Below are 14838 nucleotides of genomic sequence, written 5' to 3'. Positions count from 1 at the left end.
ATGTCGGCTCGGCTAATCCGTGTATTTAAAGCCCTACTACCTGCACCCTTCACTATTGCAGTGGTACTTACTTTGGTCACGTTTGTATTAGCCTATTCTTTAAGTCCAAACCAAGAAACCCCATTATCGCTTCTCAGCTATTGGGAAAAAGGATTGTGGAATTCACCTTTATTGGTTTTTGCTGTGCAGATGATGCTTATGCTCGTCTTAGGTCATGTATTAGCACTCACCACAACTATTAGTAATTGGATAGACAAAGCCACTCAATTTTGCAATAACACTGCTCAAGCGGCTGCATGGGTTACCTTGCTAACCTTATTAGTCAGCTTTTTCAATTGGGGATTAGGCTTAGTCTTTGGAGCAATATTTGCTCGTAAAGTTGGAGAACATGCTACTAAAAATAATATCCCACTAAATTATCCACTCATCGGAGCGGCAGGTTATTCTGGCTTAATGGTTTGGCATGGTGGAATTTCGGGTTCAGCCCCCATAAAAATTGCTGAAAAAGGGCATTTCTTAGAAGAACAGATCGGAGTTATTTCTCAATCCGAAACTATATTTTCTTCTATGAATATCACTATTAGTTTGGTGTTACTGATTGTATTGCCGTTTCTAATGTATGTCTTGGGCAAAAAGGGCCAATCCAAAGCCATCAACATAGTATCAGCGCCTATTGAAGATGAAAAAGTAGAAATTGAAGGAGCAGAACGCTTGGACCATTCCAATATTCTCGCTTATTTGTTTGGAGGATTAATAGTATTGTATTGCCTATACAAAGCCTTGATATTACCTCAAGAACTATCTCTATCCTTTATCACACCCAACTTCATCAACTTATTTTTATTGGGTCTAGGCATACTATTACACAGAAACTTTAATCACTTTCTTAAAGGCATAAATCAAGCTATTGGTGGAGCTAGTGGCATACTTATTCAATTCCCCCTGTACTTTGGCATAATGGGAATAATGAACAGTTCTGGCTTAGTCGGAGTATTTTCCGATTTCTTCGTTAGTATCTCCAACACAACGACCTTTCCTATATTTGCCTTTATCAGTGCAGGAATAGTGAATGTATTTGTTCCGAGTGGAGGTGGTCAGTGGGGTGTGCAAGGACCTATTATTGTAGAGGCGGCAAGTCAGCTCAATGTGCCTTATTGGAAAGCCGTAATGGCTCTGGCTTACGGCGACCAACTAACCAATATGTTACAACCCTTTTGGGCCTTGCCACTACTGGGCATTACAGGATTAAAAGCTAAGGAAATTTTACCTTACAGTTTATTATTGTTACTGGCAGGTGGTTCAATTTTTGTAATAGGACTATTACTTTTCTAGTGGCGCACATCAAGGGCATCACGCAAGGCATTGCCCACCAATACGAAAGACAATACCAAATACATAATGGCTAAACCGGGGAAAATAGCTAAGTAAGATTTGCCCATAACGATATAGGCATAATGGTCTTTTATCATCGTTCCCCAAGAAGGCATAGGCGGTTGTGCACCAATACCCAAAAAACTCAGTCCAGACTCTATGAGAATTGCCGAAGCGAAGTTAGCAGCTGAAATAACAATTACTGCTCCCATAACATTCGGCAAAATGTGTTTAAAAATAATTCTAAAATGACCGAAGCCCAAAGATTGAGCAGCTTCAACATATTCTTTCTCTCTAATGCTCAACACCTCGCCCCTAACGACACGAGCCACCTCTACCCACATAGTCAGTCCAACAGCAACAAAGACTTGCCAAAAGCCTTTGCCTAAAGCTAAAGAAATAGCAATCACCATCAATAAGGTTGGTATAGACCACACCACATTGACTAACCACATAATAACAGCATCAACTTTACCTCTAAAATATGCCGCCATCGCACCTAAGGTAATTCCAATAATCAATGATATTAATACTGCTATGAAACCAACCGAAAGACTCACCCTAGTTCCACATAAAATACGACTCAACAGATCTCTACCAAATGAGTCTGTACCAAGGGTATAGCAACGATTTATTAGAGTATAATTATCATATTGTAAAAGCTGTTCATAATCAGTACCAAAAGAAGAATAATACAGTTGCCCATCTACTTCCCTATACTCCGAAATAGGAATTTCTTTAAATGGATTTTCTTGTCCATAAATCATTTTTTCGAAAAAAGAGACAGACTCAACATCTGACTTTGGTATTAGAATTATATCGACCTCAAAACCGGGTGGCTGTTTGGATAATTCCAAATGCATTTGATTGGCATAAGGCGATGAGTCAGGAAAAATATGGTAACCAAAAATACTTGCAACAACTGCCAAAACGATAGCGCATAAAGCACTCACACCCAAAATATCTTTTTTGAATTTAGACCATGCTATTTGAGACAGACTATTCATCGTTGGTGTTTTCTTTCTTTCCATTCATAAGAACTCAATTGAGAACTTAAGGCTACCCATACAATATAAAACGGGTAAAGTATAGACATTAACCAATAATAAGATAAGTATTTTTCATAAAAGAAAAATCGAGATAATGACTTTACAAAACGATAGTCAATTAAAACTTTAACCAAGAATAAGATAAGTAACAACTTGAATTTTCCTATAAACAAAAGAAGTAATATCAATAAGTTCGTTAGAAATACGACGACACTTACCCACTGTGCAGCAATATCAGTATAAGAAGAACTTTTCGACGCCCAACGTTTCCTTTGATTTATAAATGCTGTTACACTTTTCTTTGGACTAGTAAAAACTATAGCTGATTGTTCTTTGACAAACGCTATTTTAGCATTAGATTTTTTAACATGGTGTAATAAGAAAACATCATCACCTGAGGCTATATGCTCATTGGTAAAAGAGAAAATAGATTTACGAAAAGCCATATTAGCACCATTACACATAAAGGCTGTGTCAGCTCCAATAGCTCCAGCACCAGAACCTATCAAACTCATAAACTCAATGGCTTGAAACTTATCAAATACGGTATTTAAATTAGTGTAAGATACAGGCCCCGAAACTAAGTGAACGTTATCATCAGCAAATGGCGATAACATTTGTTTGACCCAATCTGACGATAGACGGCAATCAGCGTCCGTAGTTAAAATAAAATCATATTGTGCTGAAGAAACACCCCTACTTATAGCTGCTTTTTTGCCTTCCTTAGAAGAGCGAATAACCTTTATTGGGAAATTTGATTGCTGGAGTAAGTCATAAGACGCATCAGTAGAAAAATCGTCAACTAGAATAAATTCTATATCCTCTTGGGGATAATCTTGCTTAAATAAATCTTCCAATAAATAAGGTATATTGACTTCTTCATTTCTAAGTGCAATAACTACAGAAACCTTAGGGCTAAAATCAGTGCCATAGACTTTTAAATTATGCCATCCCTTGTAAAAAAGATAAACTTGACGCAAATAAATCAATGCTATGACTACTACCAAGCTAATCATTTTCTAAAGAATTTAAGCTGATAAACAAAGAAAACACCCAAAATAGCTGGTACTACTAAATTGATAATCCACAATGCAAACGAAGCGGTCATTATTCCAATACTGTTTTCTGACAATAAGCCAAAGAAGTAAATCGCTACCGAGCCTCGAACACCTATTTCGGTCAAGGCAATCGTGGGTATAATGGACATACTTAAAAAGGTAAGCGAACTCATGGTCAAAGATTGTAAAAGGCTAATGTCGATATTAACAAATCTAATGAGCAAGAAAAATTGAAAAGAATAAACCCCATACCTAAGCATACTTAAAAACAATACCTTAGAAATATCACTTGATGAAAACAAAGAAAAAACAGGCGCATAGGATTTATATTTTTCTAAAAACTTCCAAGCTGTAAAAAGTCCAGATAACTTAGAAACGTTGAACAACAAATACAATAAAACGGATACGACAACAATCGATAGTAAAGATAAAATATAAATGCCGTAGTCACTTTTAGTGAAAATAAGATAAGTGTATTGCGAACTGAAATAAAGAAAAGCTAATGTGCCAAAGATAACTGTTGACACTAGTTGAGTAATATTTCCAAAAATAGTAACCAAAACTGCTTTTATCCTATCGGCATATTGCAAACAAAATACACGACCACCAAACTCACCAACTCTATTAGGCGTAAAGATAGAAACAGTAATACCCAAGAAAACAGCTTTTAAAGCTAGCCAAAAAGAGACTTTCTCCAATTTTGAAACTAAAAACTGCCATTTAATGGCGTCAATAGACCAATTAACAAACATCAGAATAAAAACAATAAGAATATCTAGAAAACTTCCCTGGCTGAGAATAGATAAGAATTGTGCTTTTATCTCGGCAAAACTCTCATTAGAAAATACCTTTTGATATAAAAACCAAAAAGCCAAGCAAACAATGGTTAACTTAAGAAAGACACTTATTTTTTTGCTACTTTGCATCAGCAACAATAATACGAAATTGAAAAGTAAAACAGACCGAATTATTTTAGGTATTGATCCCGGAACCACTATTATGGGTTATGGACTCATACATGTCAAGGGTAATAAAATGGAATTGATAACTATGGGTGTTTTACATTTATCCAAATTAAATAGCCACGCTGATAAATTAAAACGAATATTTGAACGCACACTTGTTTTGATAGATGAGTATAAGGCTGATGAAATGGCACTTGAGGCCCCTTTCTTTGGCAAGAATGTACAATCGATGCTCAAACTAGGTCGTGCTCAAGGTGTTGCTATGGCAGCTGGTTTATATAGAGATATTCCCATTTTTGAATACGCTCCTAAAAAAATAAAAATGTCTATTACTGGGCAAGGAACAGCATCGAAAGAGCAAGTTGCTGCTATGCTAAAAAGTCTATTGAAGATTAAAGAAATGCCTAAACACTTAGATGCTTCGGATGGCTTAGCCGCTGCAGTTTGTCATTATTTTCAAAATGGGAAAATTAGTGGTGGTAAATCGTATTCTGGTTGGGGCTCCTTTCTAAAAGATAACCCCGATAGATTGGGTTAATTAGTATGCTTGAGCAATAGAAGCCGCCACGTCCTCCATTTCTTCTTTAGAAAGTGTTAGTTTAGGTCTAGAAAAGTTTATGTCCTGTACACCATTGATAGGAATAAGGTGTATATGTGCATGAGGAACTTCTAACCCTATTACAGCAACACCAATACGCTCACACGGGATGACTTTCTTTTGAGCAACGGCTACGTTTTGAGCAAACTGCCACAATCGAGCATAAGCATCACTTTCTATATCAAAAATATAATCTGTTTCATGCTTAGGTATAACCAAAGCATGGCCTTTTGCCAAAGGGGCAATATCAAGGAATGCCAAGAATTCATCGTTCTCAGCAAGCTTGTAACAAGGAATTTCTCCTTTAATTATTTTGGTGAAGATGGAAGACATTAACGACTAATATCTACGATTTCGAATTTCATAAGCCCATTAGGGACTTGAATTTCGGCCAAATCTCCAACTTGTTTTCCGAGTAGCCCTTTAGCTATTGGAGAACTGATAGAAATTTTCTTTGACTTTAGGTCGGCTTCGCTTTCAGGAACCAACTCATAAGACATCGTAGCACCATTCTGAACGTTTTTAATAGTCACCTTTGACATAATTAAAACCTTAGAGACATCAATTTGTGATTCATCTAAGATCCTAGCTTTTGAAAATTCAGATTCCATTTTAGCAATCTTAGCCTCTAAAAGCCCTTGTGCTTCCTTAGCAGCATCGTATTCAGCATTTTCAGATAGGTCACCTTTATCACGTGCTTCGGAAATCTGTCTAGCCACATTACGACGTTCAGTAGTTTTTAAATGTTCCAACTCATTTCTGAGTTTTTCTAATCCTTCTTCAGTATAATATACAATTTCAGACATTTTTCAATGTATTAAAAAATTCAAAAGAGAAGACCATAATAGCCTTCTCTTCTCACTAAATTACAAAATTTATTTTTATTTACAGGTCTATACGTACGCCTATAGTGTTCAACATCCCAAAATGGTCAGCTGCTCGTAAGGAATAATCAACACCGAAAGTAGTTTCACCACTTAGAGGTAATTCGACGGTAAAACCAGCTGAGGGTCCTGTTAAATCTGTACTCCCATCAGACAAATCGTTTTCGTATACATAACCACCTCTTAGGGTTACAAGTTCTTTAAAAGAATACTCTAAACCAAAACGAAATTGGTCATTTTGGAACGAGTTAGAAGTAAAGGTTCCTGCAGTGGTTAGTCTATGATTTTCAGGTAATACCGGCACATCGTATGCTAAACCTATATTCAATAGGGATGGTAATTCAAATGCGTTGGTACGTTGCTCTAGCGTCATGGTATATTCACCATCCGGAGCAATCCCTCTGAAAGAAATACCGTCACCATCAAAAACCATAGTAGGGCCTACATTTTTCAATGCAATACCAAATTTAATATGATCTTGTTCACCTGTAATATATTGAATACCTGCATCCAAGGCAATACCACTAGCCGTTACATCTGAAGTCCCTTCAATGATAGCTTTTAGCACAAAACCACCATAAATACTATTAGAGAATGATTTAGAGTACCCTACATTAAGGTTTGTAGCAGATATACTATAAGTTCCTAAGCCACCATCGGGCAGTAATTCGGTAGTAATCATGATATCTGCCAACGATATAGAAGATATAGCTACTGCTAATACAGATGATTCACTCATTCGCTGTGAGAAACCAAACGAATTAATAGGTATATCAGCAATCCATGAAGAACGAGAAAATATAAGCTCAGTCTTTTCGGTAAAGGCAAGACCTGCAACGTTGCCGTACAAAGATTCTAAACCTCTTACAGAGGCGATATTTGAACCACCCCAACCAGAAGATCTAGCCCATGGGTTAATCAATAACTGACTAGCTCCAGCAGAGCCAACTCGATCCGGATTACCAGCTGAAAGGTTAGTTGTAAAAGCGCAAGCTAATAGTAAAACCCCAAAGTATTTTAATGATCGTATCATTTCTAATTACAATTAAATATTAAAAGGTGTCTAAGTCAATTGGACGTAACACACCGAACCATTTTAAATTTCTTTCTTTACCTAAACTAGGGACACTTACATTTATAATGTATGCTCCACTTGCAATAGGAATACCTTTTTGATTTTTCAAGTCCCAATCAATTGATGCAGAACCTTGACTATCTTTATTAAGTTGTTTTATTAATGAACCATTAATAGTGTATATGGAAATAACACACTCGTCAGGTAGGTTAGTAATTCTTACTCTTGTATCTAACTGACCACCATTCTCTACACCTTCATAAGTAGAATATGCATAGTATGGATTCGGCACTACGTTGATTAAGTCCATAACTGAATCTACTAGGTTTTCTTCAGTTAAAACAGTAGGTGCAATACCTGCAGTTGAAAAACGATAATTAGGATAGTTTACTTTTTTGTAAGAAACTGTCATCGTTACAGGGGAACTTTGTGTACCACCACTAACTTTATCGACATAATAGATATCACCAAGACTACCCGCTTGTCTCCAATCGTCATTCACTTTAACTGAATCGGATACAGAGATTGAAGTTATTTCATAGGCAAATAATCTATCATAGTTAGATAAGTAATCTTTTAATGGAGTAGATTCTGTTGTTATAGAGATATTGTCTGTGTATTCTGTTTCATCAACTTCAACCATTTCTCTATATTCTCTAGAAACATCTATGTTTATAGTAACATCTGATGATAACAAATCATAACCTTCATTTAACATAGGTACTGATGTCCACATCATATTTCTAAAGAAACTTAACTTGGAACTTGGAGAAGCCAAATCTAACTTAGCTTGTTCACAACCATCGTACTTGGAAGAATGTACATAAATAAAGTGCTTACCGCCTAAGTAATAACTACCATTTGCCCAAGTAGGTATTTGAGTTTGTAATCTAGTTGAAGGATTCCATACCATATCGTCACCATTATCGGATGACAACCAAGAATCTTCAGCAAACATAATATTGAGTCGTTCACCAGTTTCTTTGTTAATAGCATAACCAGGGAACCAACCCATTCCTGTTCCAGTACCATCAGGACTACCGTCTTTACCCACAGATTCATCGGTACGTAAATCAAGTTTTGCTGCACCGCCTTTGGCAAACACAGGGCTGTCTTGTGATTCTAAAACTACACATCTAGACCATTTTGTATTATCATCTGTAATAACCACTTTAACACTTTGTAAATTTCTCATTCTATTTCCAGACTGAGATTGTGGAATGGAGTAAGATGTATTTGAAAAGTTTTGATCTATGGTATACCCTGGTCCGTCTAAATAAGGAGAAACTAATCTATATGGTGCCCAAGTACCATTAACAACATCTTCAAAAACTCCATCAGGGTCACCGTCAATATCGTTAAATACTGGGTGAGTTGCGGTTGAATAAGATCCTGCATGTATCCAGTTTCTACCCCAAAGGAAAGTATTAGATACTGAAACTTCACCATCTTCTTCATCTACATCTCTTACACCACCTAACCACGGGTTATATTCGTCAGCAAATTCAATAGAAGACGAGATAAGACGATTACTTTCGTCATAATTAGCTACATTATTTAAATAATCCCAAGCAGGTGGGTTTTCTTGATTAACCTCAACAGAAAAGCCAAAGTTGGTGAATAGTTGTTGATTACCATCACCAATAGTTGCATCGGCAACCATGCTTTCATTAGTATTCAAATTAACTAATTCCCACTTACTTTTATTTTGGTCTAAGACAATATGTCTAGGGTCTGAAGAAGAAGCGTTATATAATTCTCCGTACATCTTCAATGCAAACTCAGACTGAGTCAAGTATCTTGGGTCAACGACTTGAACGTCAACAGGACCTAGAGAGGCTTGATACACAGGCTCAGCAGAAGAATGAGTAGCAGATGTTAAAATTTCATTTTCTGTTTCTTCAGTTAATGCAAGTTCAAAACTTCCATTTCCTGCACCTAAAATTCTCTTCAATTCTACACCATCACCCACACTAGCATTGAGTTGTGTAGTAAATGGCTTGTGTGGAATACCCGTATAAACCTTAATGTTTTTACGACCAGCTTTGTAAGGTTTTTGCTGACCATCAAGTTTATTAGGATTTGTCGGATCGTAATCTTTGTATTTGTTATATCCGTACGCAACAGACATAAAATAGTAAGCTTGATTATTAACCAAAGTCTTATTTCCTAAAGAAAACTGATCCTCGGTAATAGAGATAGAATGTTGTATTCCATTGTTAGTAGCTGAAACCTCAAGTGTAGGGACATTTGCTCCAATGGAAACGTCGAAGTTATAATTTATCAAATTTTCAACGGTATCTTCAATATCACATTGATAAACTAAACGAGCCAAATCAGGGTTATCTAAGTCAGTAACACTAACTGCTACAGATGCTAATTGATAGATTTGATATCCTTGGAATCTAAAGTATGGATCCCATGTTTGTCCTGGAGGTGAAATAATTAAAGGGTCAAACTCTATGTATTCTTCTAAGAAGTTGTTAGAAGTAGTACCATTCGATAAATTAAGTACTAACTCTTGGTCTAATTCAATAATACCTACATCTGGAGTATCTGGACCGTTAAGTACTTGGAAACAATTATCAAATAACGCTTGTGCTTTATCGTCAGCTAATCGGATTAACTCTACGGATGCTAAGTTATCACCTGCAGTAGCTCTTGCCCATACTACACCTGTAGTAATTCTATTAACTGCACCAGGCTCAAGAGTAAAAGGACCTGCAGACTGTACAAAACGTCTATCGGCAGGGTCATTACCAGAATTTTTTTCTGTCCACCCATCTGGCTCGTCCCAATCAGCACTTGTGATTAAACCGTCTGTACCCCATCCATAAGGATCTGTATCTCCAGGGAACATAAATTTAGCAGGAGTTGAACCACCACGACCTGTACTTCCGTAGGTAATATCTAATCCATCTTTCCATTTTCCTACAAGATAGTTGTAAATGTGTTGTCCATTTTCAGGATTACCAGTTACAGTGAAGTCATTATTATAATAAACGAAACGTGACATGATTGCTTGTTCACCTGGCTCATCAATTATACTATCTCTATCATTATCAATACCATCATCTATATCGGCTAAAGGACCTTGGAAAAAATCAACTCCAATAGCTGGGGGTGTTGTTCCATAGCCCGTTGCACCTTCATCATTGTCATCGCCATTATAGCAATATCCAAAACCTCTAGCTACATCACATCCGACATAATCGTCATCGTATTTTCCTAAATCAGGATCAACCCACTGACCAAAATAGGCATCATTTAACTGAATGGTTGCTTTGTTAATGATTTTATAATTATAAAATGTCATATTATTGATTTCGTCATTCGTAGCAAAAGCGAAGGCTTGAGCACGAATTTCTAAACCAATAGGGTCAGCACCTGTTTCGGAGTGTATATTTCCTTTATCATTAAATATCCAATAAAGAGTTTGATCACCATAGATAAGGTCATCTTCATTACAATCCAAATTTCCGTCTATATCGTATTTTGGATAATCACCATCATTAGGGTCGTATTCACCATCATCATTAGCATCATAATAAGGTGCCAAAAATTGGTAATCGCCATCAATACCATTTCCAGGCCAATTGATTATACTTAGTGGCACTGTATAATTAGGATAGGCAGAATTATCATTATACCATGCGATGAACTCGTCCACTTCCTGACGAGTAATACTGAAATGCTTGTCGTAGTCATCACAGGTTTCTGAACTAATATCTCCATTATCATCCAAAGGACCAGTCCAAAAGTCATTTCCTGTCTGACGGTAAGTCATGGCTGCAGCTTTCAGTTGCTCACCAGCATCAATACCTGCAATCCATAAAGCACCAGCAAACATAGAGTGCTTATTACTGTTTTTAGGAATTTCATATCTGGCATCACTTAAGTTCCACCACATGTCACCACCACCCATAATGGTAGTTCTAACATTATTGATATTCAAATCTGTCATGGCTTGTGAAGGTGTACAGTCAGCTGCAACCCTAGCTAAGCTAGATTGTGAATTAGATCCGGATGTTCCTACATTTTCCTTAGCGAGTAATGTTAAAGAAGATATACCTGCTAAAACGACTAATACTATTTTGTTCATGTCTATATTAATTTATCTTAGACTAAAAGTTAATTTCTATTCCTAAACGTGCCATTCTTGGCAAGCTATAATTTGATGGGTTATTAATTTTCATCGAATACATATCTCTAAATGATTGTGGATCATTTTGAGCATTGATATCTGTCTGTGCTGAAGCATCTGACAAATAACCATCATCATCAGGATTTCCTGTAGCACGGTAAACCGATCTTACATTCTTCGTATTTAACAAGTTTTGTACTTGTAGGTAAACATTGAATCCTAATTTCTTTTTATTATCTAACTGACCAACATCAACAGTAAACTTTTTGTTAATCTTGGTATTAATCCTCACTGTCCATGGGTTACGAGAACCATTTAAACTACCATCTAATGTAGACCTTTGATTAATTCCAAAAGCACCATCTTGAGTAATATTAGACTGTCTTGAGTAAGGTGTACCTGAACCAGCAATAACAATAAAGTTAGCACCAGTATTGGCAAATACTTGTTTATTAAACCATACAGGACCATTGTAATCTTTACCATCATCAAATCTATAATCCATACTTAAATTGAAAGCGTGTCTTTGGTCATAACTCAGTGGAATAGTTGTTCTTAAGTTAGGCTGACCTGAATTGACTAAGCTGTAACCTGAACTAGCAGATGAACCTGTACCGTTTGCAAATTGAAGGGTGTAGTTAGCAGACATTGAAATATTTCCGCTTCTTCTTAATTCATACAAAGCAGAAAACCCTTTAACAGTACTGAAGTCAATATTACCATAAGTAAGGTAAGATATAGGGTAAGAATAATTGGTCTTAACAATCTGAATCATATCTCTTAACTCTCTGTAAAAAGCCGAAAGAGTAAGAGAAGAATTTAAATTAAGAGTCTGAGCAAATCCCAATTCAAAATCTACTGTTTTTTCAGATTTTAGGTTAGGGTTATTTACCAATGTGTTTACCCTATCTTCAAGATATAAGTAGTCAATTGGTTCTAATCTGTTTCCAGAAGGTGGTCTTTGTGTAAGGATATCATAGTGAGCAAAGAATTGAGCCTCATCGGAAATAGGGAATGAGAAAGAAATTCTTGGTGAGAATTCTGTCTGTGGCTCATAATCTTTAAATACAGGAATACTATCTTCTGAATTGACTAAGTATGGTGTGATTTGACCTGTGGTTGATGATTGAGCAAGTGCTTTAGGATCATTGATAGCTTCTCCATTTTGGTCAAACCAATCTTGACCATTTCTATAACCCACTACTTCAGTAGGATTATCCAAGTCATTTACATAAACAACATAGTCATCACCGATACCAACAGGCTTAACATAGTCTCCACTCAATAAAGTAGTGTTAGAACCTGCAGAATATGTATCATACAGACAATATTCGTCGGCTAAAACAGATTGGTTTGCATCGTAGCGATCAACACGTAAGCCGACACTAAAAATTAAATCATCGAAGGCAAATTTATCTTGAATATAACCTGCTGTATAAATAGGTTCAAATGCACCAATATTTCTAGTAAAATCGTTGTTGTCATTTCTTTTAGAGAAGAAATCTTCTATAGATGAGGAAGAATTTAACAGTTCTCCTTTATAGTCATATCCATAATAAGATATTAAGCTGTTTTCGTTTAATTCGTCGGCACTAAACATATCTATAGATAATTGCTCCGGATCATATGAATCAATATCAATAAACTCGTCATCAGCAATATTGAATTTTTCTCTCAAGTTGGCGTCAAAACGTGATTGAGCCTCACTATTTACTAAACGATCATAATATATCTCATCATAAGTCCCCAATGGATTAAATTGAGGGTTAGCTAAATCTAACTCTTGAATATGGAAGTTTGACAACTGCCTTGCAAGACCCCACAGCGACATAGGACTAACAAACCAACTTCTATCTGTTCTTTTTTCATACTCAAAACCAAACTGAATAGCATGATCTTTAATATCGGCTGAACCATTAGCTCTTATAGAGAATTGCTCAGCTTTTTGCTTTCCATAAGAACCGTACTGATCGCCATAGTTATAGTATAAAGAATATACATTCCTTGGGCCTTGACCATTTAAAAGCCCTAATTCACCTAAATCGTTAGCAGTTCTTATGACACCTCTGTTATTACTTCCTCCAAATGACAAACTCTGAAGTTCGTTTTCTCTAAACATATCATAATACTGCTGGGTATATGCAGCTAAATCAGGATTTGACGAGTTACTACCGTCAAATGTCATTAGTGTATCAGAAAAGCCCCTGTGGATGTAACCAAACACACCACTAGCTGTATCTTGACCAAAAGATAGGAATCTGTTTTTGTAAGTTTTAAACTTACCAACATGACCATATCTAAACAAGTTATCTCCATGATTAGGATTTCTTCTTTCAAAATCATTTTTGGTGTAGTCAACTGTTAAGTTATAGTATGCGTTCTTAATATTAGAAGCTGATTCTTCATCGCCTTCTTGAGCACCAAATCTTTGGGTAAATCTAGCATATGTCCTCCAAGTGTTTCTTTCTTCTTCAGGATTATTATCCCAATTCAATAATGAATAGGTATAAACAAAAGGGCGATCTACCGAATGACTAACAGCACCACCAATAGTCAAGTTTGTTTTTAAGGTTGGCTTAAAATCTAACTTACCAGAAAGATTAAATCCATTTGTATTTGTGTTCATTTTAGCTTGAACATTTTCAAAATCTGTATCTCTTAGGAATGTGGCATTACTAAGCAATCCGATAGAAGAAGATTGTTGATTAGGCACTGCAACAAATAAATTATCCTTTAATCTAGTCAACGCATCATCTTTTATTTTCCATACTCCTACTGCAGACGGACTGTTGTCGTCTATATTTCTAAATTCACCTGCTAAGAAATAACCTAATATGGCTCTACCCTTAGAACCATCTTCTTTTATCTCCTTATATATTGGACCAGACAAGCCAAAACCAACAAGTCCATAATTATAGTCATCGAATAAATGAGAAGATACAACTTCAGCACCACCATACAATTGGTTCGATGGTCCTTTTGAAGTTACACTAATTATACCACCAGTAGCATCACCATACATTGCAGATAAACCACTTGACATAACTGTGATTTGTTCAATAGCACTCTGGGGTAGAGCTAAACTACCTCTTACCTTGACTCCATCCACATAATAATCAGTGGCTTCAGAACGAGAACCTCTCACATTTACAGAAGAACCTTCGTCACTTTGATAAACACCTGCCGCAGTTGCCGCCACAGAAGTGACACTTCTAGTTGGCATAGATCGAATTTCTTCACTGGTAACTGTTTTACCTCCAAGGTTATCTGGATCTAAAAGAGGTTTTTCATCTTTAATCACAACCTCTTCAATATCAATACCCTCAGACAATTGAACATCTCTAAAGGTTATTTTGTTTGAAGAAACGACAATACCTTCCAAAGTTACTTGACCATATCCTACAAAAGACACTATTAAGTCATAAGTACCAGGATCAAGTGGTTTAATGGTATAATTTCCATCAAAGTCAGTGGTAACACCTGCAATTTGGTTACCATTTCTCTTGGCAACGACATTGGCAAATGGCACCGTTTCTCCTGTATTTTTATCTGATATTTTTCCTTCTAAAGAGCCCGACTGAGCAAATATTGATGAGCTAGTGAAAATTAAGCCCACTACAAGCAAGTACAATTTATTGAACATAGTTTTATAAAATTCTATTCATATTCTGCTTTAACTAAAGTCCGTAAATAT

General features: G+C 36.2%; 10 protein-coding genes. 2 read left to right on the top strand and 8 right to left on the bottom strand.

Annotated features, from left to right (window positions below):
* Positions 1-1332, top strand: coding sequence for a TIGR00366 family protein (locus P8I29_00255; GenBank protein ID MDG1916235.1), 1332 nt, complete (start codon positions 1-3; stop codon positions 1330-1332).
* Here P8I29_00255 and P8I29_00250 read toward each other — a convergent pair.
* The 3 genes from P8I29_00250 to P8I29_00240 are packed head-to-tail and all read right to left on the bottom strand — an operon-like array spanning position 1329 to position 4404.
* Complete coding sequence (locus tag P8I29_00250) at positions 1329-2402, bottom strand: ABC transporter permease (GenBank protein MDG1916234.1); 1074 nt, start codon at positions 2400-2402, stop codon at positions 1329-1331. The two genes, P8I29_00255 and P8I29_00250, sit on opposite strands and share 4 nt — an antisense overlap.
* On the bottom strand, positions 2375-3436 hold the full coding sequence (locus tag P8I29_00245; GenBank protein MDG1916233.1) for a glycosyltransferase: 1062 nt from the start codon (positions 3434-3436) through the stop codon (positions 2375-2377). The genes P8I29_00250 and P8I29_00245 overlap by 28 nt, the downstream gene beginning before the upstream one ends.
* Positions 3433-4404 carry a lysylphosphatidylglycerol synthase domain-containing protein gene (locus P8I29_00240; GenBank protein MDG1916232.1) on the bottom strand — a complete coding sequence of 324 codons (972 nt, stop codon included), beginning with the start codon at positions 4402-4404 and terminating at the stop codon, positions 3433-3435. The genes P8I29_00245 and P8I29_00240 overlap by 4 nt, the downstream gene beginning before the upstream one ends.
* Before the next feature lie 19 nt (positions 4405-4423).
* Here P8I29_00240 and ruvC point away from each other — a divergent pair, with 19 nt between their 5' ends.
* Positions 4424-4981 carry a crossover junction endodeoxyribonuclease RuvC gene (gene ruvC, locus P8I29_00235; protein MDG1916231.1) on the top strand — a complete coding sequence of 186 codons (558 nt, stop codon included), beginning with the start codon at positions 4424-4426 and terminating at the stop codon, positions 4979-4981.
* On the opposite strand, the gene P8I29_00230 is transcribed toward ruvC, so the two are convergent.
* The 5 genes from P8I29_00230 to P8I29_00210 all read right to left on the bottom strand — a co-directional run bounded on the left by P8I29_00230 (position 4982) and on the right by P8I29_00210 (position 14787).
* A complete protein-coding gene (locus P8I29_00230) occupies positions 4982-5374 on the bottom strand; it encodes an HIT domain-containing protein (protein MDG1916230.1) in 393 nt (130 codons plus the stop codon).
* Entirely contained in the window at positions 5374-5847 is a 474-nt protein-coding gene (gene greA / locus P8I29_00225; GenBank protein ID MDG1916229.1) for a transcription elongation factor GreA, read from the bottom strand. Before greA ends, P8I29_00230 begins: the two co-directional genes overlap by 1 nt.
* A 79-nt stretch (positions 5848-5926) precedes the next feature.
* A complete protein-coding gene (locus P8I29_00220; GenBank protein ID MDG1916228.1) occupies positions 5927-6958 on the bottom strand; it encodes a PorV/PorQ family protein in 1032 nt (343 codons plus the stop codon).
* 19 nt (positions 6959-6977) lie between these two features.
* A complete protein-coding gene (locus tag P8I29_00215; protein MDG1916227.1) occupies positions 6978-11102 on the bottom strand; it encodes a hypothetical protein in 4125 nt (1374 codons plus the stop codon).
* Between the two features lie 22 nt (positions 11103-11124).
* Positions 11125-14787 (bottom strand): carboxypeptidase-like regulatory domain-containing protein, encoded by a 3663-nt coding sequence (locus tag P8I29_00210; GenBank protein MDG1916226.1) that lies wholly within the window; start codon positions 14785-14787, stop codon positions 11125-11127.
* Between the last annotated feature and the right edge of the window lie 51 nt (positions 14788-14838).

This window comes from Flavobacteriales bacterium (genome assembly GCA_029248105.1).
Lineage (GTDB): Bacteria > Bacteroidota > Bacteroidia > Flavobacteriales > UBA7312 > UBA8444.
This window is presented reverse-complemented; position numbering and strand designations above follow the sequence as displayed.